Annotated in this window: 19 protein-coding genes; 4 read left to right on the plus strand and 15 right to left on the minus strand. The window is 39.4% G+C overall.

Going from position 1 to position 26,686, the window contains the following annotated elements:
* Nucleotides 1-12 precede the first annotated feature (12 nt).
* On the plus strand, nucleotides 13-1,344 hold the full coding sequence (locus J0A69_RS00080; protein WP_206584487.1) for a DUF5723 family protein: 1,332 nt from the start codon (nucleotides 13-15) through the stop codon (nucleotides 1,342-1,344).
* A 42-nt stretch (nucleotides 1,345-1,386) separates the two neighbouring features.
* Here J0A69_RS00080 and J0A69_RS00085 read toward each other — a convergent pair whose 3' ends face one another.
* Nucleotides 1,387-2,547, minus strand: a complete 1,161-nt coding sequence (locus J0A69_RS00085; protein WP_206584488.1) for a glycoside hydrolase family 5 protein — start codon at nucleotides 2,545-2,547, stop codon at nucleotides 1,387-1,389.
* Between the two features lie 140 nt (nucleotides 2,548-2,687).
* Here J0A69_RS00085 and J0A69_RS00090 point away from each other — a divergent pair, with 140 nt between their 5' ends.
* On the plus strand, nucleotides 2,688-3,383 hold the full coding sequence (locus J0A69_RS00090; RefSeq protein ID WP_206584489.1) for a hypothetical protein: 696 nt from the start codon (nucleotides 2,688-2,690) through the stop codon (nucleotides 3,381-3,383).
* Between the two features lie 47 nt (nucleotides 3,384-3,430).
* On the opposite strand, the gene J0A69_RS00095 is transcribed toward J0A69_RS00090, so the two are convergent.
* The 6 genes from J0A69_RS00095 to J0A69_RS00120 all read right to left on the minus strand — a co-directional run bounded on the left by J0A69_RS00095 (nucleotide 3,431) and on the right by J0A69_RS00120 (nucleotide 14,062).
* Nucleotides 3,431-4,618 (minus strand): DUF4221 family protein, encoded by a 1,188-nt coding sequence (locus tag J0A69_RS00095; RefSeq protein ID WP_206584490.1) that lies wholly within the window; start codon nucleotides 4,616-4,618, stop codon nucleotides 3,431-3,433.
* A 117-nt stretch (nucleotides 4,619-4,735) separates the two neighbouring features.
* Nucleotides 4,736-7,927 (minus strand): efflux RND transporter permease subunit, encoded by a 3,192-nt coding sequence (locus tag J0A69_RS00100; protein WP_206584491.1) that lies wholly within the window; start codon nucleotides 7,925-7,927, stop codon nucleotides 4,736-4,738.
* Nucleotides 7,924-10,974, minus strand: a complete 3,051-nt coding sequence (locus J0A69_RS00105) for an efflux RND transporter permease subunit (RefSeq protein ID WP_206584492.1) — start codon at nucleotides 10,972-10,974, stop codon at nucleotides 7,924-7,926. Before J0A69_RS00105 ends, J0A69_RS00100 begins: the two co-directional genes overlap by 4 nt.
* 3 nt (nucleotides 10,975-10,977) lie before the next feature.
* Nucleotides 10,978-12,048 carry an efflux RND transporter periplasmic adaptor subunit gene (locus J0A69_RS00110; RefSeq protein ID WP_206584493.1) on the minus strand — a complete coding sequence of 357 codons (1,071 nt, stop codon included), beginning with the start codon at nucleotides 12,046-12,048 and terminating at the stop codon, nucleotides 10,978-10,980.
* Nucleotides 12,049-12,106: 58 nt separating this feature from the next.
* A complete protein-coding gene (locus J0A69_RS00115) occupies nucleotides 12,107-12,625 on the minus strand; it encodes a septal ring lytic transglycosylase RlpA family protein (RefSeq protein WP_206584494.1) in 519 nt (172 codons plus the stop codon).
* Between the two features lie 297 nt (nucleotides 12,626-12,922).
* On the minus strand, nucleotides 12,923-14,062 hold the full coding sequence (locus J0A69_RS00120; RefSeq protein ID WP_206584495.1) for a hypothetical protein: 1,140 nt from the start codon (nucleotides 14,060-14,062) through the stop codon (nucleotides 12,923-12,925).
* Between the two features lie 263 nt (nucleotides 14,063-14,325).
* Between J0A69_RS00120 and J0A69_RS00125 the strand changes: the two genes are divergently transcribed.
* Nucleotides 14,326-15,555: a metallophosphoesterase family protein gene (locus tag J0A69_RS00125; RefSeq protein ID WP_206584496.1), complete on the plus strand. Its 1,230-nt coding sequence runs from the start codon at nucleotides 14,326-14,328 to the stop codon at nucleotides 15,553-15,555.
* The gene (locus J0A69_RS00130) at nucleotides 15,552-18,584 is read left to right on the plus strand and encodes an SbcC/MukB-like Walker B domain-containing protein (RefSeq protein ID WP_206584497.1); all 3,033 of its coding nucleotides are present in this window, start codon (nucleotides 15,552-15,554) and stop codon (nucleotides 18,582-18,584) included. The genes J0A69_RS00125 and J0A69_RS00130 overlap by 4 nt, the downstream gene beginning before the upstream one ends.
* A 43-nt stretch (nucleotides 18,585-18,627) precedes the next feature.
* On the opposite strand, the gene J0A69_RS00135 is transcribed toward J0A69_RS00130, so the two are convergent.
* The 8 genes from J0A69_RS00135 to recN form a co-directional block, all read right to left on the minus strand.
* Nucleotides 18,628-19,239 carry an alpha/beta hydrolase gene (locus J0A69_RS00135; protein WP_206584498.1) on the minus strand — a complete coding sequence of 204 codons (612 nt, stop codon included), beginning with the start codon at nucleotides 19,237-19,239 and terminating at the stop codon, nucleotides 18,628-18,630.
* Nucleotides 19,232-20,182 (minus strand): ring-cleaving dioxygenase, encoded by a 951-nt coding sequence (locus J0A69_RS00140; RefSeq protein ID WP_206584499.1) that lies wholly within the window; start codon nucleotides 20,180-20,182, stop codon nucleotides 19,232-19,234. The genes J0A69_RS00135 and J0A69_RS00140 overlap by 8 nt, the downstream gene beginning before the upstream one ends.
* 81 nt (nucleotides 20,183-20,263) lie before the next feature.
* Nucleotides 20,264-20,809 carry a YceI family protein gene (locus tag J0A69_RS00145; protein WP_206584500.1) on the minus strand — a complete coding sequence of 182 codons (546 nt, stop codon included), beginning with the start codon at nucleotides 20,807-20,809 and terminating at the stop codon, nucleotides 20,264-20,266.
* Nucleotides 20,810-20,890: 81 nt separating this feature from the next.
* Nucleotides 20,891-21,343, minus strand: coding sequence for a MarR family winged helix-turn-helix transcriptional regulator (locus J0A69_RS00150; RefSeq protein ID WP_206584501.1), 453 nt, complete (start codon nucleotides 21,341-21,343; stop codon nucleotides 20,891-20,893).
* 139 nt (nucleotides 21,344-21,482) lie between these two features.
* The gene (locus J0A69_RS00155) at nucleotides 21,483-22,283 is read right to left on the minus strand and encodes an alpha/beta fold hydrolase (protein ID WP_206584502.1); all 801 of its coding nucleotides are present in this window, start codon (nucleotides 22,281-22,283) and stop codon (nucleotides 21,483-21,485) included.
* Nucleotides 22,284-22,366: 83 nt separating this feature from the next.
* Entirely contained in the window at nucleotides 22,367-23,959 is a 1,593-nt protein-coding gene (locus tag J0A69_RS00160) for an amidohydrolase family protein (RefSeq protein ID WP_206584503.1), read from the minus strand.
* A 137-nt stretch (nucleotides 23,960-24,096) separates the two neighbouring features.
* The gene (locus J0A69_RS00165; RefSeq protein WP_206584504.1) at nucleotides 24,097-24,912 is read right to left on the minus strand and encodes an enoyl-ACP reductase FabI; all 816 of its coding nucleotides are present in this window, start codon (nucleotides 24,910-24,912) and stop codon (nucleotides 24,097-24,099) included.
* An 83-nt stretch (nucleotides 24,913-24,995) separates the two neighbouring features.
* The gene (recN, locus tag J0A69_RS00170) at nucleotides 24,996-26,651 is read right to left on the minus strand and encodes a DNA repair protein RecN (protein WP_206584505.1); all 1,656 of its coding nucleotides are present in this window, start codon (nucleotides 26,649-26,651) and stop codon (nucleotides 24,996-24,998) included.
* Between the last annotated feature and the right edge of the window lie 35 nt (nucleotides 26,652-26,686).

Genomic DNA, 26,686 nt, shown 5'->3' on the forward strand with positions numbered 1-26,686 from the left:
CCTTTCACTATCATGATGAAAAATTCAATTTTTTATTTCCTCCTAATCATTACTTTGCTCGGGACGGGAACCTCAGTTTACTCCCAGAGCTTTATTGGAGGACAAATCGATAATTATTCTGGTGTTCATTCGGTGCTGATGAATCCAGCGAATGTGGCGGGCTCAAAAATGAAATTAGATGTCAATCTATTTTCGACAAGTGCTTTTTTGGGCAGTGATTATTTGAATATCGATCTAAGCGACATCCAAAGTTTCAGAGACGGATTTGATTTTGATTCGGACGTAAGTACCACACCAAACAACCAAAACAACTTCTTTGGAAATATCGATATTCTAGGTCCAAGTTTTCAACTGAATATCGGTGATTATAACAGCATCGCGATTAGTACCAGAGTCAGGACATTTTTCAACCTTCATAATTTAGGAGGGGAACTTTACGAAGTGGCATCCTCAGGAGATGTTTCTGACAACTTCAGTATTTCCATGGAAAATGTCAGTGGAATTATCCATGCTTGGGGAGAAATCGGAGGAACTTATGGAAGGATCTTGATTGATGAAGAAAAACAGAGATTGAAAGCTGGGGTAACTTTGAAATATTTATTTGGAGCAGGAGGCGTGTATGGCTCCAGTGGCCAATTAAGTGCTCAATTCGACTCACAGGTTAATTCTTTGACAACTGGCGGCAATCTCAACTATGGATATACCTCTGGCTTTGATTCAGAAGACATTTCGTACTCTGATATTCAATCGGGTTTTGGAGCTGATTTCGGGGTTGTCTATGAAATTTTCGATGTGAGCGACGGTCCATACCAGTCTTCCTACAAACTCAAGCTTGGAGCTTCAGTGACCGACATCGGTTCTATTAATTATGCTGGGACTTATAAAGCCAGATATGATATGAATGCTACAATTGACGCAACCGAATTTGAAAACAAAGACTTAGACGAAGTTTTAAATGATAATTACTCCGGCACAGAATCTACTGAAGATTTAAAATTAGGACTTCCTACAGCTATTCAATTGTTTGCTGATTATCATATTCGAAATAAATTTTACGTCAGTGCCCAAGGCGCTATTTCCATGAAAAAAGGGAATGAAATACCTGTAAGTAATATCATCAATGCTTTTACAGTGACCCCTAGATTCGAAGCTAAATGGATCTCAGTCTACAGCCCTGTCAGCTTGAGACAATATGATTCGAGCATTGCTTGGGGAGTTGGTTTACGGGCAGGACCAGTGATGGTGGGATCGGGATCCATCCTGACCAATTTGATCTCCAATAAATCCAGAAGCACAGATTTGTATGTGGGATTGAAAGTTCCACTTTATAAAAGAAACAGTTAAAAAAAGCTCCCTAGGGAGCTTTTTTTGTTTATAGGGTTTCTGTTAAAGTTGTGCCCTGAGCAGTTCCAAAAATTTCCTATCTAATTTTTCTCCATACCAATCTTCGTAGGCCACATCTTTCCGACCAGAATTCATCACGCCAAAAGCCCCGGAAAATTCCCAGATACCAAACCCGATTCCATTTTCTTTTAAAACTGTCAAAACATCCCCAAACCAGCTAAGGAAAACCTCATGAGGAGTTTCATTGTAGCAACCGCATTCTCCACAATGCACTCCAACACCCTGATCCACCAAAGCTTTCCAAGGAGCATAGTATTTCCTGATTTCTTCGATATCCAAAATTCTTTCACCTTGTATCAAAGGCCAATTCACTGGTGGAACACTTTCTGGATCTTTGTAAACCCATCCTGCTTTGTAATGAGAAATTGGAAAAGGATGATAGCCTCTACAACTTTGTGCAAGGTCCAGATCAGCTAGTTCGGGGACTGCGATTCCTCCTCCACCATTGCCATCAGCAATTACAAGTCTGGATTTCTTCACAGATTTAATTGTATCCAAAGCAGCTTTGGCAACTCTATGGTAATCGGCTACATCCACAAGACCACCGGGGCTATGTTGATCATTAGGATTTTGGCGTTGGAAAGGCTCATTGACCAAATCAAAACTCAATTTCTTCTTGGAAATACCTTTATACCGTTTTGCCCACATATCCCAATGAGCGCAAAATGCATCTTGCGCTTCCTGATCTTTCCAGAGGTTGTAAGGCTCCTCAAACCCTGCATTGATACAAAAACCCGGAGCACGATGTAGATTCAAACTCACATGCAATCCCTTGGAAATACATCGATCCACCAGTTCATCTACCTTTTCTAAGCGACTTTCATCGAAATTCAGAACCTCATCTGGACGGATCGGCCTACTTCTGTCAATATCCAAATAGCTAGGGTAAGAAATGGGAATCCGCACAAAATCAAATCCCCAGTCAGAGATCCATTGAATGTATCGTGGTTTGGTAGGGCGACCAGCATTTGGATCATGGGAAAAGAAATCCAATAGATTAAAACCCTTCCAAGCAGGTAGTTTATTTTGATGCTTGGCTTCTTTTGCTAGAGTCTCAAAGGGGATTGCGCCAGCAAAGCTAATCCCAGAACCTATTAAAGCAGATTTCTTTAAAAAGTTTCTTCGGGTATTCGATGAATTCATGAGCCATTTTGGGTTGTTTAGCTGAAGATAAAAAACTCTAACCACAGAATTCCTCTCCTATTGCCAAGTCAATTAAATTTTCACAAGTAAACTAAACAAACCCACCCCTTTCATCCGTATTCATAGCTAATCCTTTGATTATGCGAAAAACATTACTCATTCTATTTTTATTTATAAGCACCACGAGTGCTTATTCACAATTTTTTATCGCTGGAGGGCATTTGAATGGTGGCTTTCCTATTTCAAGGCTAAAAATGGAAGTAGATAGGTTTGTTTTCCCAACTATTTCAGGGATTCTATTGTATGAATTTTACAATCAACCCTATCAGATAGGACTTGAGTTTGGCTATGGGGTCTATGGGTCCAAACTTGAAAAAAGAAATGATTTATATCCAGGATACAACGATACCTATAGGCTCCGAAGAAACAATAATTATGCATCTGGAATGGCTGTTTTCAGGTATTTGCCTTCCAAAACCAGCAAACTGACTCCTTTCATTGAAATCCAAGTTGGCGCCAATTACCTCTATTCCCGATATAAAATCCGGCCAAGCATTTTTGAAGAGGTAGTGGAGGCTTCCAAAGACATGGAGGATTGGGGGCTAGCCTACAAATTAGGGGGAGGCATCCAATTCCCAATCCGCGGATTGGATGGTGGAAAAATCGAGCTCCGCCTGGCCTATCAGGATGGAAATTCGATGCGATTTTTGACTAAAGGAGATGTGATCTATTTACCCAATAAAGGAAATGGTGAGTTTGAATACAGCCCCCGTCAAAGCCCGTTACAATTGATCACCGCTTCTGTTGGAGTAGTGGTGTATGATGCGTTTAGGTAGTAATCCTAGTAAAGTCAATCAACTGAAGAGATTCCTTTTTACAAGTTTCAATCTTCCAACATTCTGATTTTATAAAACAGATTATAATCCCGCTCCACTTCTCCATCTGCTGCTTTTACAATTAAAGTTCCATCAGATAAACCGAGATTAACTGACCCCTCCACAGGAAGTTCATTGAGAATTCCGATTTGCTGATTTCCTTTCACAACCATGTATCGCGGTTTTCTATACCCAGCCAAATCTTTTTGATTTTCAGGACTTCTCGCGTAATCCTCTCCTTTTGACTGAAATTCCATCAAAACGTCTTCAGGAATAGCTGTGTAAAACATCGCCAATTGATGTTCACCAAAAAATTTCACATCACTAAAGGAAGAATAAAGACGATTATCTCGTTCTGGATCTGGAATTTCCAGATCACGATCTGGATGAGATAATGCTACTGCTGTTTCATTGATTAGTGAGTTCCCATCAAAATCATATAAGAAAAGTTGATTGCCAATGGGAGGTAATACCACTGCTTTTTTCCTTTCCACATCTAATGATAAAAACGGAAAACTCTGCCCAATCCATCGATTGGTACTGCGAGGAACCCAAGCTTCTGGATACAAACTCAAATAGTTAATGGAATCTTGATTGGAATTATAGAAAAACCCAGTCTTTACTTGGCTGTAAAACCCTCCACCGATCTTACCGGGATCCATATCACCAGGATTATACGTGTTAACCTCCTCACCCAGAATAAAAATTTCTCCATTCTCTATCCAAGGGGTAAATGACTGACGAAAAAAGGAGATAAAAATTCCTGCCCCAAATCCTTTAGCTGGACCATTTATCTTTTCTAACTTCTGAAAATCCTTGTCAAAAACATGGAAATCCATAGTCCCTGATATTTCCTTAAAAATAAATCGATCTTTCCCCAAAAACCTTCCTTCAAGAAAAAACTGAATCTGATTTGGTCCTTCCCCTACAAGCTTTACATCTTGAATAATTTTACCTTTCCCGTCAACCAATAAGACTTTTTCTCCACGCTGTTCCTTTACTAAATATTGATCTAAGTCTGCTTGATAGTCTAATAGGACTACGTTTTCGAGTACATCTACCATGATAGAATCATAGACTTCAAATTGAAGTTCTTGATTTGGATCAATCTTAATTGATTCTGAAGATTTTTCTGAACAGGAAAAAAGTAAAGTTCCTAAAAGTATAATTGATGATAGAAAAGCAGATTTACTCATAAATAAGAATTAAGGTTTTACTGCTTAGTCGGAATACCGAAATATTATAGGACAAGGAAGAAAAAGTTTTTTTTCCTAAAGCAATGGAAAGCAGGTGAGCTACCTGGTTATAAATTCTCACCCATTTTCTAACCCAAGTTCTCTTTTTCTCCTCCGAAAGGAAAACCATTTTCTCTTATGCTTTGCGACTTTGACTTGATTCTTTTTTTCTTTGGGAGCTTTCTTCCACAACAACACAGGCAAAACCCAAAATACACCCAGCATACTGAAGACCAATCCACCAATTGTACCGATGGCAAGTGAGAACCAGAAAATCTCATTTTGCCCCTCCATAATAAATGGAATCAATCCAAAACAGGTAGACATTACTGTAAGCAAAATAGGAATGGCTTTGCCAGCTACTGACTTGAGGACATTTCGGTTATATAATCCCTGCCCCCTATTGTTCAGATCATTGATAATAAAAATCCCAGCATTCACTGCCAGCCCTCCCAACATCACAAATGCAGCATAGCCGCCTTGGTCAAAGTAAAAATCGAATAGTGAGAAAATCAGAAACAGGCCTATGAAGCTGATTGGGATGATGACTATGATATAAATCGGCTGCTTAAGATTCTCAAATAAAACAGAGCAGATCAGGAAGATCCCGATGATCAAAAATCCCAATAAACTGTATTGTCTTTTCGCTTTGTCAAAGCTGTAATAGTACGAGCTCTTTTTGGCTTCATACCCTATCGGCATGATCTGCTTCATTTCATCCAACACCTCATCCAAATACTCAGTGCCAAACTTGTTTGACCCCATGTATTCAAATGACAGAATCCGGATGTACTGTCTATCCTCCTTATTCAAGGCATTCGTGGTAGCCTCTTTGACTACAGTGCCAAAATCCGAAACTTTGAAAATCTTGTTTTCTCCCCCAATCAGACTTTTATTATCGAGATCAAATCGGTTAAAATCCGATGAATTGACTTCTTTAATGACCAAGCCATAATCTTTGTCTTCTAAAGAAAGGTAATTTGAAGTACCCGTTGGCTTAGAAATATCAGCCAAATAACTGATCAAGGTATTTTGATTCATATTTCCCAGAGCCAATTGATTCTGGTCTAGCCTTAGGACAAATTCTTCAGTCTTTTGCTCCCCGTAATTCCGCTCATTATTATTTACTTCCTGGATACGCTTATGTGCCAAAAGCTTTTCAGCGAGAATATTGGATTGCCGCTCCAGTTCATCAAAGTTATAGCCACGCATTTCCACCCGATAAGAGGAATAACCTTCCCCACCGGGACCGGCATAGAATCCTTGGCCTACGCCATGGATTGTCCAATTTGCCCCACTCCAATCAGTGGATTTAACAGAAAGCTTTCCTTTCAGCTGGTAGGGTAAAGCCCCGTTTTCATAAGCCTCATCAAATGTGATAGTGATATTGGCACTTTGACCGGAATAAACTGAAGTAACATATTTATCGATCCCTTGGACACCGGCAAGATACTTTTCAAACTCCCGCATGATGAAATCCATCTGTTCCAAAGTATTCCCAAAAGGCAATCTGGCATTGACATAAAGTCTAGTCTGCTCCGGCTCCCGATAACTGGATTTTTCATAAGTCCCTCTCACAAACATCCGCAATGCTCCACCTAGTGCTTTATCTACATAAGGCCTTACTTCTTCTTGATAAAAAGTATTGCCTATCGTCTTATTATACCATTCGTGTTCATCCCATTTTGCAGGAAGGAAAAATATTGGCGTACCGAAAAGCAATATCAATAGAACGATGAAGGCTTTCCTATGGCTTGCAGTCCAAGCTATTCCTCGCTCGTAGTTTCTGAGGTATTTAACTCTTTTTCGAAGTTTCGGAACTGTCAGTCTTCTACCTTTTTTGACAGACTCACCAAATAAAATCTGATAAAATGCGGGAGTAAAAAACAAGGCAATCAAAAGAGATATACCCAGCATTACCGAAACCACAATCGAAAACTCAGTAAGGTTTTTACGATCTTCCTCTGGAAGGAAAAAGACAATCATCAAAGCGGCTATAGTAGTCAAAGATGCCGCTAAAAGCGCAAGAAATACTTTCCGATTTTTATGCTTGTGAAGATGGTCGATCATAATGATCGCATTATCCACGATCAGTCCAAAACTGATTGTCAATCCAGCAAGAGAATACAAATGGATGTTTACTTCCAAGAAGTAAATCACCATGGCACAAAGACTGAGATTGGCTATAATTCCTAAAAACAGGATACTGAGGTACTTAAGATTTCGATTGATCAAAAAGATGAAAAGAATCAAAATCAAGATCGAAAGTCCTGATCTTTTGTAGATCTTATCCAACTCCTTTTCCAGGTATTCGGTATCATCTCGTTCCAGTCTCACATCGAACCCCTGAGGCAAAAGTTTTGATGCCTCTTCGATCGAAGCTTTTAGGCTTTTAGCCAGTAAAACTTTATTGACACCATCCCTATTGAGGATGGAAATGGTGACGGAGTTATTTCCGTTGATTCTATAATACTGGGTGGGTTCTCCCTCTTCAATGGTCAGTTTAGCTACGTCTCGAAGGCGAACATCTTGCCCATTTACCTGAAGAATCCGTAGGTTTTCCAACTGATCCATGTCACTCAAGGATCGATCTACCTGAATAAATAAGGTTTCTCCTTTGGAATTGAGCAATGAACCTGGATAGCTTCTTCCAAAAGCCTGGGCGATACTTCCATTTAATTGAGCTCTAGACATCCCATAGGCTTGCAGCTTTTTGATATCATAAGTCACAAAAAGCTGGAGATCATTTGCACCTCTGACAAGCACTTCTTCAACTTCCTCAAATTGCGTGACAGCGGGTTTTAGGATATCTTCTGTGATTTTTTTGATTTCGAAAGAAGCAAAAGGCCCGTTGACACTGTAAGTCAAAATCGGAGATTTATTCTCGGTTCTCTGCCCGCCACCTTGAGAAACGGAAGGATAGGAAACCTGTTGATCCAGCTGAGGAAAAACCTGTCTGATCATGGAAGCGACTTCAAAACGCTTCATTTCCATATCAGCCTTTTTGTCAAACTTTAAGGTGATTCTTCCACTTCCAGTATTGGAGACTGAAGTGATTTTCTTTAATTCAGAAAGTCTGGAAAATGTCCCTTCCAAAGGAGAGGTGGCCAACTTCTCTACTATCTCAGGGGAGGAATTTCTAACCGAATAGTTGATGGTTAATTCAGGTGCCTGTTCCACTGGATTCAAATCCACAGAGAGTAATGGAACCACAGCAAAACCCATGATACTCAGCAAAACAAAAACGATCAGGATCCTAAAAGGGGTCATGCGTTTGCTTCTTTAAGTTTTTTCTTTGGCACAAAAAACCAATACGCCAAAGGAACAAAATACAAGGCTGTAATCGTACCGATGGTCAAACCACCAATCACCGCAAATACCAAAGGTCGCTGCAAATCAGCACCCAAACCACTACTGAATACGATTGGGATCAAAGCTAAAATAGTGGTGATCGAAGTCATCAAAATAGGTTTCAATCGAATCTGACCAGCTTCATGCAATGCTCTTTCCAGTCCCTCCATAGGAGAGATCAATTCAATATCTGCATACTTATCACGAAGGCGATTGATAGTGTCAATTTTCAAAATCGCATCATTCACCATAATTCCCAGCATCACGACCAAGCCGATTGCAGACATGACATTTAGTGAGGCACCAAATAGCCAAAGCACCAAAAATGCTCCTCCAATCCCCAATGGTAAGGTAAAGACAACGATCAAGGGCTGGATAAAGCTTTCAAACTGGGCTGCCAAAATGAAATAAAGCAACAGCACAGAGATTGCCAAAATCCCAATCAATTGGATGAGGTTCTCACGGTCTTTAAAATATTGACCTGTCATTTCAATGCCTAAATCTTTTCCATTAGCCCATTGAAACAAATCAGATTTCAGTGCATCCGGGTTTTCATCCAGAATATATGCCGATTGGTAAATCCCTCCTCGATCGGCAGTTATATACTTGTAATGATCTTCGTATTCGTAATCAACAAATTCCTTAAGCTCATAGGAAGCACTGTCAGAGGCAGAGACCGCAGTAGATCTCAATAGGTTTTCAAATCTTGTACCCGGTTCCTTTAATCGGATGGGAGTCACTTCTCCAAATCGCTTGATATCTGTGATTGTAAAGGTCCCAAACAGCTTAGAAATCTGATCCTGAACTTCCGTGACTGGAATTTCATAAGTAGCCAGTTTGTCTCCTTTCAGCGTAAATACTACCGAAGATTCCTTTTGTAGGCCAGGCCCTCTTTCCCAGTTTTGAGCAGGAAACTGACTTAGCCAAGGATCCATTTTTTCCTCAGAAACAGGTTCTTTGGAGGACAGATCTTTCCATCTCACCTCATAATAAGGCAAATTGGAACTGAATAATTGATCAAAAGCATTAGGGGCATCGCCGAGTGTAAAAGACGCCTGAGGGTAATTTGACTTTAAATATTCACTGAGCAGAACCAATTGCTCCTCCTTGGTTTCCTGACTCTCAAAAAGCAAATAGAGAAAAGCCTGCTGGATTGAATTTTCCCCATCGAAAAGCAAAAACTGTCTTACCCCAACTTCAGACTCTGCCTGCTGATAAGTACCATTCAGCATTTTCAGAATACCCTGAACTCTCCCTTTGTTTTCAATTGCTCCAATTGGTTCATTCCATTCTATTTCCAGCGTAGCATCTAACTTTTCAATTTCCGGAAGTCCTTCTGTTTTCAGAAAAAAACTAATCCCCAATCCCAAGGGAATCAATAAAGTGAAAATTAATAAAGCTGTTTTCCTTCCAGAAGAAATGCTTGAATAGCCCTTTTCATAAAGCGATAAAACTCTTTTGAAAAATGGTCCTTCTTCTTTGTCGGTGATTTTTTTGCTTTTACCGAAAAGTAAAAGGTAAAGCATCGGCAATAAGATAAATGCTACTCCCAAAGAAACTGATAAGATCGCTGCCACAGCTACAGCCTGGTCAAAGAACAAAGCTCCTGATATCCCACTTAAGAAAACCAGAGGAACGAATACCGCAAGCGTAGTCATGACAGAACTAATCAAAGCTCCCATGACTTCATTGACACCCTCCACACAGGCTTCAAAAAGTGGCAATCCTTCGTCTCTTTTTCTTGTAATATTATCCAACACGATGATCGCGTTGTCAATCAACATACCGATTCCCAAAGCCAAACCAGAAAGAGAAATGATGTTGATGGAAAGGTCGAAGAAATAGAAAATCAAAAAGCTGATCACCAAAGAAGATGGTAAACTTACCCCGATAATCAGAGGCAAGCGATAATCTTTCATGAAAAGGAACAGTACTGCAAATGCGAAAATCCCTCCAAAAAGCAAACTGGTTTCCAGATTGGAAATAGCGGCGTTCAATAAATTGGATTGATCCTGAGTCAGGTCAAATTCCACTTGCGGATAATCCACGCGGAAGAGTTCCAAAGATTCCTTCAGCTCAGGCATCAGTTCGTTCATCTTAGCAGATGCCTGCTTATGAACTGTAATTACCAGTCCCTCCTGCTCTCCATAGAGGTGATAGCCCAGCATTTCTTTGGTCTCATAGGTGACGTCGGCAAGTTTTTCTAAAGGAATAATTGCGCCGGAACCCGCTCGGATCGGAAGTTTTTTGATATCATCAGGCGTATCCACTCTTGAAGCCAATCTTAGATAATATCTGAATTGACCGTCTTTTACAGAAATCCCCGGAAGGTCACGATTACTGTTTTGGATGGTGCTAATGATATTTTGCTGAGACATTCCCAAAGCTGCCAAAGCTTGATTATTTGGAGATACGGTGATGATCCGTTCTTTTTTACCATTGATATCTACCAATGAAACACCGGGCAATTGTTCAATCCGCTTTTTCAGCACATTTTCAGCCAATTGGCTTACCTCCACTTCATCAATTCCTTCTTTTGGCACCACCTGAACCCTCGCAACCGGAATATCAGATGTATTGATCCTGATCACCTCAGGCCTTCCCAGTTCCTCAGGAAGTGAATTTGTCAAGCGATCTATTTTTTCATTGACATCGATGTATGCCAATTCCATTCGAGTGCTGAAATCAAAAGTAAGTCGGATGGTACCTACCTCAGAACCTGCTTTGGAATCCATTTCTTCCAACCCATTTAAGGTAATAAAACCTTCACGGATAGGGCTCAGAACATTTTGCTCAATGGCTTCAGGGGAGGCATTCGGATAATTTACCTTGACCACAATCTGTGGCACGTCTATCGGAGGTAGAAGGGAAATGGGCAGAGAGCTGAGGACAATGACCGAAAACACGATCAATGCCATAAAAGTCATGAATACCGCTATCGGCCTGGCTAATAAAAATCGAACCATAGCCTATTCTTTTACAACTTGTACAGGAGCCTGATGAGCCAGCTGTAGGTTATTGGAAGTAATCACGGTACTATTTGGTTCAATACCTTCAAGGATTTCTACCTCTTCCCCATTATCCTTTCCAACCTCTACGTAATTCCATTTTGACTCATTGTTTTCAATGGAGAATACAACCGCTCTACCTGATCTGTACACCAAAGCATCCTTTGGCACGACTAAACTGTTACTTTGAGGTGCACGGATAATTGCACGGGCATTCATACCAGGAAGTAAATTTCTATCTGAATTAATGGCAATAGACACCTGAACCAATCCGTTTTCATCTACTTTAGGATTGATACCGATTACTCTTCCTGTGATGGCATTTTGAGCATTTGAAACTGCGTACACTTCTGCTTTTTGATTGGAAGAGATCATTGCAATATCCGATTCCAGAACATTTACTTTAAGTACCAACTGGTTTGTCCCGATGATTTCACAAAGCTCCTGACTAGCCCCTACCAAACTCCCTTCCTTGTATTTCAAGTCAGCAATTTTTCCGGAAATAGGAGCTTTCACTTCGCATCTTTCCAAATTCAATTTGGCTTCTTGAAGCTCCACTTCTGCCAAGAATAATCCGCTTTTAGCTTTCAGCTGCTCGTCAATGATATTTTTCCTTTCCTGATCGGAGGATTCAAAAATTGTTTCATATCCCATTTTCATAGATTCGTATTCAGCATTTGCATTTCGAATAGAAATCTGAGCTTTGTCTAATCTAAACTGGGCTTCTGTAGGATCGAGTCTAGCCAGAATATCTCCTTTATTCACATACTGACCTTCTTTGATATTCAGCTCCTCTAGAAAACCCGCTTGTTGGATAACAGCTGTTACTTGGCTGGATGCTTCGAGCTTACCGGTTGCATTGATGAGATAATCGAAGCTTTTTACTTCAGCCATGGCTACATGGACTTCTGTTGCAGCTACTTCATTTCGAAAAGATTCGGTTGGAGCTTCTTCGACTTTTTCTTCGTCGCTTTTACAAGAAAAAAATGTGAGAGCTAAAAAACCAAGGAGAGTAAATCTGGACTTTATCATCGAGTTAAATAATTTAGATTTAATAAACTAAGAAATTATTCAAACTCAAAAGAAAAAATTATAAAGGGCTGTTAATAAATGTCAATTTCGGCATTAAGTACCAATTTGGCAGAGGTTTATATAAGTTGATTGCTTTTGCTACGGGTCGCAAGCGCATAGTTGGCGGCGGATCTTCTCCAAAATAAGTGATCAATTCTTCAATTACTTCTGGTTCCATCACCTCCAACCTTACGACGGAAATCCCATCGTGGATCATATCCAATTTGGTGGCAGCACCACGGGACAAATCAATGATCCTTTTGGAGTACCGAGGTAGTCGGTCATTAATTTTGACAAAAATCGAAGCCCCAGTATCCACCCGAGTTACTTTCAGGATTGTGCCAAAAGGAAGCGTCTTATGCGCTGCAGTCAAACTGTCCATATGAAAGATCTCTCCATTGGAAGTTTTGCGAAGATGAAACCTTTTTCCATAAAAACTGGCTACTCCCTCCTGAATCAATAAGGAATCACTTGCTGTTTTAGCTTCAGCTAATGTGATTGTCAAAAAACCCAAGAAAAGGAAAATCCACTTTCGCATGTACTAAAATACTTTTTGCCTGCTTAGTCAATAAAAATGCCAATTGATGTCTATTGTTTCAAATGGCTTACAAAGAGACAATGGATTCGAAAATTTAATTTTAAGATTTAACAGATCACATTCTAATCAGATCTTGACATTAGCCAAATTAACTATTTAGAACTTTTTATTTCTTTGAATTTTTGGCTAGAAATCTATTTGATTACCAATAAACCACTTCCGAATTCTTAAATGGTTCATTGTGGCTCTTTAATAAATATGTCTTTCCTTTCAAGGAAAATCTCAAAAAGTAAATATTTATTGATTTATTAATTTCAATCTGTAAAATTTAAAAAGGTCTTCGGCAGGTTGATTTTTAGCTCTGATGATTATTTCATCCCCAACTACTAAATGAAACTTATCTAAATCATCAGTGAACTCATTTAGAGGTATTTCCTTCAATTTTTCAAAACTTGTATCATAAACTTCCAAATAGAATATCGATTCTTCAACTGCTTGCTTGGGGCCTCGAACTATCCTCACATAATTTCTTTTCCCTAAAGCATATAATGGTCCATAAAGCACATCATTACTCCATAAAGAGCCAATGTCATTAGCCTCTTCTCTTGAACCTAGACCACTAACTTTTAAGGGTAATTTCTTTTGGTTTGGATAGTGAAAAGTTTCATACTCATATTCAGAAAAATCATTGGTTAGGATGTTTCCTACCTGAATCAAATTTGTAAAAGGATAGGACACAATAATCCTATTTGGGAAGTCCATTAATATATTCGGAGTATTCGGTCGGTATACTTTAGCCCCTCCAGCTGAATACGATACGGTATGATCTTCCAATAGCTGTTGTTTAAAAGGGACATTCACTTTTTCAAGGCTAAAATCAGAATGATCCAATTTAAAAAAACTAACCTCCTCATTTATGAAGTTTTTCGCCAGGAAATAGCTACTATTATCCAAATCCGAAAAATGATTTGCGTAATTATTGAAGGAAAAATCTTGAATGATTTGATGGGTATTTTCATTCCCAAACAAAGGGTCGTTTAAGAGATTTACACGTTTTAATTCAGAAGGATTCTGGATATAAACATCATTCTGACTGTAAAAAACAAAGCCATCCGCACTTGAATCAAACCAAAAGAAATTATCAACGCCATAAGGTCCTTCCTTTTGGATGCTCTTTCCCATTTTAGCATAACTAAGATCCTCTTGAAAAAATAAAGTATCAATTCTGTCATAATAATTATTGAAAACCAACACCCCATTTTTAAGAGGAATCCCTGTCATCTTATAGGCCTTCATCAAATCAGAAGATAGTCCTGTATCACCGAGATCTAACTCTTCCGGACCTTCGAAGGAAATATTGATTTCCTGCTCAGAGAATTTCTCACTTGAGCAGGAGAATAAACATACAATCAGGAAAGGAATAAATTCTCTCACCATTTGATAAAACTAGAACTTGATTAGTTTGAATTTACAATAATTAGCTTGTCTTTATCTACTTAGAGACAACCAAGGGCTACAGAATTTTTAGCACAGCAGTTCTTGATTGCATGATCTTTAAATAGCCTTGTGATTTTACCTTGCTTCAGTGTTTCTAATAAACGACAATTTTAAATCAGAAAGTCAATTTATGTCAATTGTATCAAATGGCTTGCAGTAAGGCTATCACTGAGGTAACTTAGTTATTCATTTTTAGAAACGATATGATCAAAATCTTACATACAGCCGATTGGCATTTGGGAAAAAGACTTCAGGAATTTTCTAGAATCGAGGAGCAGAAACTCGTTTTGGAAGAAATCATCCAGATTGCAGATCAGGAAGATGTAGACTTAGTGCTATTGGCTGGTGATATTTTCGACACTTTTAATCCAAACCATGAAGCAGTCGAGCTTCTCTATAAAACGCTACGAAAGCTATCCAAAAACGGTGAGCGACCTGTTGTAGCGATTTCAGGGAATCATGACAGTACCCAATTTGTAGAAGCTCCGGATCCTTTGGCCAGAGAACTGGGAATTATTTTTTATAGCAGATATGACAGCGTCATCCCAACTGGGAAATTGGATTCCGGGATAGAAATCACTCAAGCAAGTTCTGGTTTTATTGAATTAAAACTTCCAAAATTCGACTTCCCGATCAGGATAATCTTGGCTCCCTATGCCAATGAGACACTTCTGAAAACTAATCTGGGCGAAGGAGATAGAGAGGCCGAATTCCGTCAAATTTTGCAGGAAAAGTGGAAAGATTTAGCTGATTCCTATTGCGATTCAACTGGGGTTAATCTCTTTATGGGGCATTTCTTTTTTATGAAAGAAGGGGAAAAGCAAGTAACAGAACCTGAATCAGAAAGATCAATCCTTCATGTGGGTGGTACTCAGGCATTATTTACAAAAAACATCCCGCCTCAGATCCAATATGCTGCTTTGGGTCATTTACATCGCTATCATGCTGTTGGCAAAGAACCCATGCCAGTGGTCTATTCCAGTTCACCTCTGGCCTATTCATTTAGCGAGGCAGATCAAGAAAAGAAAGTAGTGATAGTGGAAGCCGCGCCGAATCAGGAAGTCACTTATAAAGCTATTGGGTTGAAGCAAGGAAGACCCTTATACAGGGTAACCTTTGAGAACCTAACCGATACAATTTCTTGGTTGGAGGCAAACCCCTATTGTTTTGTAGAAATCACCTTTGTCACGGAGCATTCTATTGATGCAGCTACCAGAAAAGCAATTATGAAAGCACACGACGGTATCGTCAACCTGATTCCTCAAATCAAAAATCCTGCTGGCTCGGAAAGCTTAAGTTTGAAAGTGGAAGATCTTGGAAAAGACATGAACACCTTATTTCGTCTCTTTTACAAAAGCGAAAAAGGCCAGGAACCCAATGAAGAATTGATGGAGATTTTTAGAGAAGTGCACAGTCAAACAAATGAAGCATGATCCCAATTAGACTGGAAATACAGGGACTTTATTCCTATCGGGAAAAACAAGTAATTGATTTTGAGCAACTCACTGCAGCCGGCTTATTTGGTGTTTTTGGAGCTGTCGGAAGTGGAAAATCTTCAATTCTGGAGGCGATATTATTGGCACTTTATGGAAGCACAGAGAGGCTTTCTGATCGAGGAGAAAAAAACAGCATGCTCAATCTTCAAAGCGAAGAATTACTGATCAACTTTGAATTTCAATCTGGAAAAAATAACACCAAGAAATATTTGGGAAGGTATGCCGCAAAACGGAATCCCAAGAAATTTGAAGAAGTAAAGCCAGCCGAACATACTTTTTATGAAAAAGTAGCAGACTCCTGGGAACCTATTGAGGCTAAAGCCGAGGAAATCATCGGGATGAAAAAGGAGCACTTCAAGCAAACCGTCATTATTCCGCAAGGCAAATTCCGGGAATTCATTGATCTGACTCCGGGTCCAAGAGCAGAAATGATGAAGGAACTCTTTGGCTTGGAACGATTTGATCTCTCTGGAAAGACCGGTTCTTTACTCAAAGTAGTTCGGGAAGAAAAAATAAGGCTGGAAACGCAGCTTGCTGGCTTGGAGGAAATCACAACTCAAATTCTGGAAGAAAAGACCCAAACTCTTCAATCCCAAAAAAAGGAAGCCGAAGAACTTGCATTGAAAGTTCAATTGGGAGAAACGAAACTGAAGCATGAGGAAGGGCTTCTTCAAAAATCGATTCAACTCCGGGAGTTTGAATCCATCTTTCAGACGTTATCACTTAAAAGGCCAGAAATCGAAGAAAAGCGCCAGCTCCATAAAGAATTCATCACAGCAAAAACTTACATCAAACCTTTCTGGGATCAAATAAACGATACCCAAAAGGAATTTGAGAAGTATAGTACGAGCGTAGTGGATTGCGAACGATTCAAAATCCGATACGAATCGGAAGTGAAAGAATTGGAGGAGGAAGAATCCGAACTCAAAGAAAAAAACCAGCAGCGTCCTCAGCGGGAAGCGAAAATAAGAGATCTGAAAAAGGTTTTAGAAATCAAGCGTCTCCAGAAAAACCTTGATGAAGCAAACCAAAAACTGGAAAACTTAAAACCTGAAATCGAAACCAAACGGAATTCGCAGGAAAACTTAGAAAAGGAAATTTTAGATCTTGAAAAGCAGGCGGAAGAACTTTCAAGTCCTGACATAGGAGTATTATCAGAACTCCAGTCTGCATTGAGGGATTGGGGGAATTGGGAAAAAGATAAAAAGCAACTCTCCCAAACCCGTGACCTCTTGTTGGAAGAGATTCAAGCTGTCAAAAACAAACTTGAACTCATAGAAACTAAAATCCCCAAATCTGAAAAAACCTTAGAGACTTGGCTGAAAACCCAGAAGAATTTAATTCTCAAACTGGAAAATGAGCGCGATAAGCTCATGCAAAAACAAGGACTAACAGCCCATGCCCATTTGCTAGAAGATGGTAAGCCATGTCCTCTTTGTGGATCTTTAAATCATCCACATCCACTGGAGTCAGAAGCTGAAAAAGCAGAGATAAAACATAAAAATGAGGAAATAAATAGAGAAAAGGATCAACTGGAAACCATACTTACTTTAATCCAGAATCAGAAGGAAAACCAGATTCATCTAGAAAATCATGCCGCAAATGTGAACTCCAAGAATGCTGATATTCAAAAAATTGAGGTAGCCTTTGACAGTATGCAAAAAATGCTTTCCAGCCATGGGATCTCTAATGAAGAAGAATTAAAAACCAAAGTCGGATCCTTGTCGCAAGCAGGAAAGATGAAGGATAAACTTCAAAACGAGATAAAAACCCTACGCCAAACTTGGTCTTCGCAAAGAACTAATCTTGTTGAAATAGAAAAGTCTTTTCAGGCTGCTCAGTTAAGCCAAAACAGTATTTTCTCATCAATCTCCTCAAAAAAAGAAGAGATCAAAGACCCGACTTTTTGCAAACCTTTCTTCGAAAAAACAGCAGATCAAATACAAGCCACAGTTCTAAAAGTTGAGGCTGATATCGATGAAGCAATCCAATTGCTTGAAGGAAAACAAAAAGTACTCCGCGAAAAAAGAGAGGCTCAAGCCAGTAATTTAGCCAGTCTCAAGAATTTCAAAGAACTCAAAACATCAGCTTCAGATAAGTTGGAAAAGCTTCAAAGTGAATTTGAAGTTCAAAAAGCAGCTCACGGATTCTTGGATAATGATGCCTTAATCCGGCTTTTTGAGCATTCTTTGGATGCGGAGAAAGTGGATCTGGAAATTCGAAATTTTGATCAAAAAATAGCGATTACCGAAAGTAGAATCAAAGAACTCAAGGCTGAAAAGGGAGTCATTGAGTTTGATGAAGCTTTGTTTTCAGCATTGAAGAATGAGGTGACAGAAATGAAGACTTTATCTGAATCTGCCCAAAACAGCTTGCTGCTACTTTCAGAAGAAATCAAACAAATCAAAGTCCAACTGGAGAGCAAAAAGTCTCTTTTGGAAACTTTTGGCACCTTGGAAAATCGAGAAAACAACTTAAAAGAATTAGAGCGATTGTTTAAAGGAAGCGGATTTGTGAAATATGTGAGTTCCATTTACCTCAAAGAACTCTGTAATACTGCCAATGTAAGATTTATGAAATTGTGCAAGAACAGTTTAAGCTTGGAAATCGATGATGACAACACTTTTTGGGTGGTAGATTACCTCAACGGCGGAAGAAGAAGGCTTCTAAAAACCTTATCGGGTGGACAGACTTTTCAGGCTTCCCTATGCCTCGCTTTGGCTTTGGCAGAAAAGGTAAAATCACTGAACCAAGCAGATCAAAGTTTCTTCTTTTTGGATGAAGGTTTTGGAGCTTTGGATAGAAATGCCCTTCGTGTAGTATTTGAGACATTGAAATCTCTTCGCCACGAAAATAGAATAGTGGGGATCATCTCTCATGTGGAAGAGTTGCAACAAGAGATTGGAGTCTATGCTCAAATCACATTGGATCCTGAAAAAGGTTCTCAGGTCAATTACTCCTACTAAAAAAAATCCCGGCACTTGTCGGGATTTTTTTTCAATAAGAAAATCACATTAAAATATTTTTATTGACCCAGTTTATTTCTTCCTCTCGGATGGTATGTTCTGGATCATCGAAAAGCAAAGTTTTTACAGTTGCTCCCATTTCAGTCAATAATGCCGCAGATTCATTGATCCTACTGGCAGGCACGTGGAAATCTCTATCACTACTTCCTATAAAAATGGAAGTACCTTTGAAATCACCTTGGTATTTTTCCTTATTTATTTTTTCACCAATTAAACCTCCGGTAAAAGCAATTACTCCTCCGAGTTTCTGAGCATTTCTAGCTGCGAATTCCAAACTCAAACAAGCTCCTTGCGAAAATCCTATGAAATAGATATTCTCAGGCGTTATTCCAGAATCAATCAATTGATCCCAAGCCATTTTCAAGGTAGAAATCGAATTTTCTAAAGCTGTCCTGTTCTGTAGGTCTGGAGCCATAAAACTATAGGGATACCAGGTATTCCCTTCAGCCTGTGGCGCCAGAAGTGCAAAATCTGACAGATTTAAATAATTGCTCAAGCTAAGAATACTTGCAGCTGAAGCACCTCTGCCATGAATTAATATGGCTGCTTTTTTAGCTTCAGTAATCGGTTTCCCAGCTGATTTGATCTCAGGCATAGTTTTCGGTTTTTAGCGTAACTGGAGTTAGATTTTTCACAATCTCCTCTCTGCTTGGTTCTGCCCATTCAGGTAATTTGATTAATTCACCCAAATGTGCTTCATCTTCATCAATCGCAAAACCAGGTTCATCGGTAGCGATTTCAAATAAAACTCCTCCTGGCTCTCTGAAGTAAATTGAAGTAAAATAGTTTCTGTCTTTTACCTCAGTGGTTTGATATCCATTTTCCATCAACAGCTTTTGGATCTCCAACTGAGAGGCGGAATTGGCTGTTCTGAATGCAATGTGGTGAACTGTACCTGCACTCTGCATTCCTCTGTTTCCTGATGGATTTACTACGATATCCACAATATCCCCAGGCTTTCCTTCTGTTCCATATCGATATCGGTCGCCTTCCTGTCCTATAAACTTATAATTCATAAATCCAGTAAGCAACTTTTCAGTATGTTCTTTGGATCGAAGGTTTAGAGTAGCTCCATAAAATCCTTTGATGGAAAATTCTTTAGGAACCTGTCCATAGGTCCAACCGCTTCTTTCGTCAGAATCATTTGCTACCAACTCTATTCCCATTCCATCATGGTCTTCAAAACGAATCAGTTTTTCTCCAAATCGAACCAATACATCCGATACCGCTACTCCGTATTTTTTTAATCGCCCGATCCAGAATTCCAAAGAATCTGAAGGGATAGAAAATGCGGTGTAGGTCAATTCTCCAGTTCCTTTTGTGCCTTTTCTGGCTCCAGTAAAAGGAAAGGTCGTAAAGATGGTTCCAGGTGTCCCCAGCTCATCTCCGAAATAAAAATGGTAAACATCAGGCGCATCAAAATTGATGGTCTTTTTCACCAATCTCAATCCTAGAATTCCAGTGTAAAAATCAACATTGGCTTGAGGATTCCCAGCAATAGCTGTGATATGGTGTATTCCACTGATTAATGTTTTCATGGCTTTTGGGGTATTTTAAGAAAAAGCTATGAGGACGAATCCCCATAGCTTTCAATTTAGTTGATAGGGATATTTTTAAACTTAGTCTGCCAAAACAGGCTCAGTTTGCTTTACAAGTTGAACACTCAAATGAAGTTTTACTTGGTCACTAACTACTACAGAACCAGCTTCAGTTACTGCTGACCAAGAAAGACCATATTCTTTTCTGTTCACTTTTCCTTCGATTTCAAATCCAGCTTTAGTTTGACCATAAGGATCTGCAGTCACACCACCAAGATCAACTGAAAGAGTTACTTCTTTCGTGGTCTCTCTCATAGTCAAGTTACCAACCAATTTATAATCTCCATCTTCAAGAGCTAATTTTCCTTCGAAAGATAATTTTGGATGGTTGGCTGCATCAAAGAAATCAGCAGATTTCAAGTGATTGTCTCTATCTGTCTGGTTTGTATCGATGCTGTCAATGTCAGCTGTAAACTTAACAGTAGCTCCGTCAAAATTATCAGATGCTGTCTCTAGGCTACCTTCGAATTTTCTGAAATAACCAGTTACTGTAGAAATCACTAGGTGCTTTACTTTGAAAGATACTTCTGAGTGAGTAGGGTCAATAATCCATTTTGTAGTTTTCATAATCGTTTTTTTTTGGTTGTTATAAATTTATTAGAATTGTTAATACATTATATGTCTATACATTTAATAGAGTAAATTTTTTTACCCTCTGAGTTTATCCAAAAGGTCATTTAGCAAATTCACTTCTTCAAGAGTTAGATTCACGAAGTCCTTATTTCCTTGCTCCACTTTTACTTGTAGTTCGGCTAGAACTTTTAATCCTTCTTCAGTAATCAACACATCTACTTGTCTTCTGTCATTTGGACATTCCGAACGCTTAACCAATCCCTTCACTTTCAATTTTTCAACCAAACGTGAGGCGTTGGACATTTTATTCAACATTCTATCCTGAATGGATGAAACCGTTGTGGGAACTCCATTTTGACCTCTTAGAATTCTAAGCACATTGTATTGCTCTGGAGAAATCCCATAAGGCTTAAACAAGGCATTCTGAGAGGTCACCAAGTAGCTGTTTGTATACAATAAATTCACTACAGCCTTGTTGAAAGGATCTTTGAATTGCTTCTGCTGAATCGCTTCTTCTACCTTCACCATAATGATTGCAAGTGTATTTAATGTATATACATGTAAATATAAGAAAAGGTTTCGGATTTGCAAAAAAAAATTTCTTTTGGCGAATTTAATCTCTGGATTTCAGCAGGATAGCACAGCTGAAGCTATTAAAATAAAAAATTTAACTGTGCTCTATCAACCAATCACCGATCAGCCGATTGACTTCTCTTGGCTTTTCTATGCAACTACTATGACCCGCTCCCGGAATAATATGAAGTTTTGATTTCGGGATTCCCATTTGGATAAACTTAGCCTTCTCAGGTTTAGTTGCGACATCCTCATCTCCTACTATTATCATTGTGGGACAAGTAATATATTTCAACTCACCCTCTATTCCTTTTCTTTCGATCACGCCTTCCACAGGACCAGTCACCGATTTTTTATTCCCCATCATTTCTTTTTTCCATCGATCGACTTCCATTTTATTCAATGGATTCATCAACCAACTTTCAGCAAACATGATCGGCATGACCTTGGTGGCTACAGGAGAAAGCACTCCAAACCATTTAACAATACTATTCAGGGTTTTGTATTTTGGTAAATTTTCAACTGGCTCGGCATTCGCTGATGTCTCCAAAAGAACTAAGCTTTTTATGATTTCAGGATGCCTAGCTGCAAGTCGCATTCCGATAAAGCCTCCCATAGAAAGTCCGGCAAAATGAACCGGACCATTTACAAGCTTTTTTATCAGTTGAAAGGCATCTTCTGCCAAAGTATCCATGTCAAATGGGGCTTTCACTTCACTTTGCCCTTGACCTCGGTGATCATAGGCGATTACTCTAAACCTAGCACTTAAAAATTCCACCTGAGCTTCAAACATTCTATGACTCCAAAGAAGACCATGTGAAAAAACAATGGTTTCTTCTCCTATCCCCTGATCAGAATAAAATACATTGACACCATTTACTTTTAATTGAGGCATTTCTTTTAGATTTAAAAATGAGCCGGGTTACCCTATCTTATACTAACAGGATAACCCGGACTTGGGTTTTAATAAAGGAATTTTTACCAGTCTAGACCTGGCTGATGAATTTTAAAAGCTCCCTTTTCTGCTTTTGCTTTTTCAACCATCTTTTTGACGTCTTCCAAGAGCTCTTTTGCATCATACACAATCCCATCTTTCACGGTATATTTCACACCACCCACGCGAATCGCTTTATTATTCTCATCGATTCTGATTGCTCCAGTACCATATAAAACTTTAAGATTTTGAAGTGGATTCTCCTCCACAATTACAAAATCAGCTAGTTTTCCTACTTCCACTGTTCCGATCTCGTTTTCCATTCCCATCAATTCAGCGCCGTACATAGTAGCCGATCTGATTACTTCCAATGGGTGAAATCCAGCTTCTTGCAATAACTCAAGTTCGCGGATATAAGCAAATCCATATAATTGATAAATAAAACCAGAGTCTGATCCTGCTGTCACACGTCCTCCTCGGTTTTTGTATTCATTTACAAAAGTCATCCAGAGTTTGTAGTTTTCTTTCCATTGGATCTCGAGATCTGTGGTCCAATCAAACCAATAAGATCCATGAGATTGCCTACTTGGCTCATAGAATTTCCAAAGAGAAGGCAAAGTGTAAACTTCATGCCATTCAGCCCTTTGTGCTCTCATCAAATCCCTGTTTGCTTCATAAATATTAAAGGTTGGATCTAGGGTAAAATCCAGCTCCAACAACTCATTCATGACTTTATTCCAATGTTCTGAATAAGGAGGAGCAGCTTGCTTCCAGAGTTTCCCAGCCTCAGAAAATCTGTGTTGCTCATTTTGATAATTATAATCAACAGGAAAATCCTGAACAGTTCTATCCGTAAAAAGAGCCTCAGGAAGACCGTACCAATGCTCCATGGAATTCAATCCTGCTCTCGCTGAATTCAAAACATTCCATCTGGCTACATCTACTTGCTGATGGTGCATTGCGGAGCGAAGTCCTATTTTCTTATTTTCAGAAATCGCAGCCTGCATGACTTCTGGTTTTGCACCGAAAAACTTGATACCATCAGCTCCTTTTTCTTTGTTGGAATTTACCCAAGCCTTAGCTTCTTCAGCATTTGTTATTGGCTTTCCTGCACCTTGTCCAAATGCAGTGTACGCCAAAATTCTTGGGGCTGTAATTTCATTATTTTTCGATTTTTCTCGCTGGTCTACCACCCAATCAAGTCCATTTCCTGTGGAAGGATCCCGGATTGTTGTAATGCCATGCGCAAGCCAAAGTTTGTAAACATATTCAGCAGGAGTTCCTTGTCCTGTGCCGCCGATATGCGCGTGGGAATCAACAAAGCCAGGCATCAAATAATGTCCCTCTAAATCATATTCCTTATCCTTTCCTTCCGCCTTAGGTCTTCTGTTTTTATTGATAGGCAAACCTGGATAACCTACTACTTGAATCTGGGCGATTCTATTATTTTCTACGACAATATCTACCGGACCGATTGGGGGAGCCCCCGTCCCATCAATCAGTGTCACGCCTCTAAGAATCAAGCGTCCGTATTGTCCATCCCCCTCAGCTCTAGGAGGAGCGGGTTCTATTTGAGCATTGACTGTGGCACTAAATAAGCCACAAATTACTGCAATTAAGAGTAAGGTTTTTTTCATGGTTGGTGGTTAGGGTAATACTAATTCTGCAATAAGATAAGCCAAAATGAGTGAACAAAAAATCTGTTTTCTGTGAGTTAGGGGCAAAAAAAAGCCCATTGGCGAACCAAAGGGCTATTTTTTTAAAGTGGGTGGTATTATAAATCTTTAAATTTCTCCATGATGTCTTCAGAAATCCCGGTAAAGGAATAACCACCGTCATGGAACAAATTCTGCATGGTTACCATTCTGGTCAAATCAGAGAACATAGTCACAATGTAGTCTGCGCAAGCCTCAGCTGATGCATTTCCAAGTGGAGAAAGAGACTCAGCAAAATTGTAGAAAGAATCAAATCCTCCGATTCCAGTACCCGCTGTGGTTTTGGTTGGAGACTGGGAAATGGTATTTACTCTTACTTTTTTCAACTTACCAAATCTATATCCATATCCTCTTGCAATGCTTTCCAACAAAGCTTTGGCATCTGCCATATCTGTGTAAAAAGGGAAAATTCTTTGCGCAGCGATATAAGAAAGGCCCACGATTGACCCCCATTCTTTCATCACATCCATTTTCTCTGCCACTTGCATCATCTTATGAAAAGAGATCGCAGACACATCGTAGGATTTCATGGCCCAATCATAGTTCAAATCACCATAAGAACGGCCTTTTCTGATATTTGGAGACATTCCGATTGAATGCAAAATGAAATCAAAATCTCCTCCTAAATATTCTTTTGCTTCGGAATATAGCTTCTCAATATCTTCCAAGCTAGTGGCATCAGCTGGGATAACGATGGTATCACATTCTTTTGCAAGGTCATTGATCGCACCCATTCTCATAGCGATTGGCGCGTTAGTCAATACAAATCTTGCTCCTTGTTCTTTGGCTTTAAGTGCGGTTTTCCATGCGATGGAATTCTCGTCAAGGGCTCCGGTGATGATTCCTAGTTTCCCTTTCAGCAAATTTTCTGGCATATATAAATGGGTTGATTTCAAAAATATGGGTAAAAATAGAGAAAATTTGGCATTCAGTCCCTACCAATTCCGATTAGCTCTACTTATCGGCGAAGAAGTTCTCTTGCGCTCTCAAGAGCAGAACTGGTTGGATTTGCTCCACCGATCATTTTAGCCAATTCCAAAACTCTCTCTTCCTGTCCCAATTCCTTGATCTTACTGATGGTTTTTTGAGAGCTATTATCCTTGTAAACAAAATAGTGGATATCTCCCTGGCCTGCCACCTGCGGTAAATGAGTGATACAAATAACTTGGTGCCTAGCTGATATTTCTTTCATCATACGAACCATTTGCAAAGCTACTTCACCTGAAATACCTGTATCGATTTCATCAAAAATCAGCGTTGGCAAGGCCATTTTATCAGCCATGAGATATTTGATTGCAAACAATAGTCTGGAAAACTCGCCTCCAGAAGCGACCTTTTTCAACGGCTGCAGAGAGGACCCCTTATTTGCAGAAAAAAGCAATTCGATCTCATCCAATCCGTTTGGCGTTGGCTGATCTAATGCAACCCGGTCTACTTTCAAGTTTGCGTTTTCCATCCCCAAACTTCTAAGCAGCGATTCCATTTCTTTTTGAAAATCGGGAAAGCAAGCCATTCGCTTTTTGCTCAATGCTTTTCCTGAAGACAAAACTTTTGCTTCAGCATCCTGAAGATTTTTCTTTGCTTCATTCAAGGTGTCATCCAAGTTTTGGAATTGAAAAACCTTATCAGCAAGTTCACTTTCCAAGGCCAACAATTCCTCAACTGTGGCCACTCCATGCTTCTTTTGTAATTGAAAAATCTTACTCAATCGATCTCTGATTTCATCCAATCGATCAAAGTCAACCTCCACCGAAGCCTCTTCATCTCCTAAGGTTTCAGATAAATCTTTCAGCTCAAGCAAGAGACTTTGAAAGCGCTCTTTCAGAGCACTGAATTTATGAGCTAATCGCTCCAAGGAATTCATGCCCTGCTGGATTTGGGTCATTCCTTGTAATACCCCGAATTGATCATCTTGAAACAGATTAATCATTTCATTGATCTTCAGCTTTATTTCCTCCGCATTTTCCAACACCTCTTGGGTAGATTCCAATTCAGCCTGCTCTCCAGCCTGAAGTGACAACGCACTCAATTCATCCAATTGGAATTGATTAAAATCAGCTTCCTTTTGAAGTTCAACAGCTTTTCTTTGAAGATCAGAAGCTATCTTTTGGCACTTTTTAAATTCTTTGTAATCTTTTCTATAAGTAGCTAACTCACTTTGGGTTTGGGCATAAGCATCAACCAGACTCAACTGATAAGCTCCTTCTCCTAGCTGAAGCGTATCATGCTGCGAATGCACATCCATCAACCTTCCGCCTAGTACTTTGAGGGAATCCAGTAAAACAGGAGTATCGTTGATAAAGGATCTTGATTTACCACTTGGACTGATTTCCCGACGGATAATGCAGGTCTGATCATAATCCAACTCTTCCTGATCAAAAAATTCCTTCAGGCCATATTCTCCAATTTCAAAAACGCCCTCAACGATGCATTTTTGTCCTTCAAATAGAAGGACTTTGGTATCTGCTCTGTTTCCCAATAGTAATCCAACGGCACCAAGCATGATAGATTTTCCCGCACCGGTTTCACCAGTGATCATACTGAGCCCACTGCTAGGTTTCATTAGCAGCTGGTCTATCAAAGCATAATTCTGGATACTGAGTGATTTAAGCATGGGTGATTAACTGGAAAAAGACAAAGTTAAAAATC

Source organism: Algoriphagus pacificus (genome assembly GCF_017254845.1).
Taxonomy (GTDB): domain Bacteria; phylum Bacteroidota; class Bacteroidia; order Cytophagales; family Cyclobacteriaceae; genus Algoriphagus; species Algoriphagus pacificus.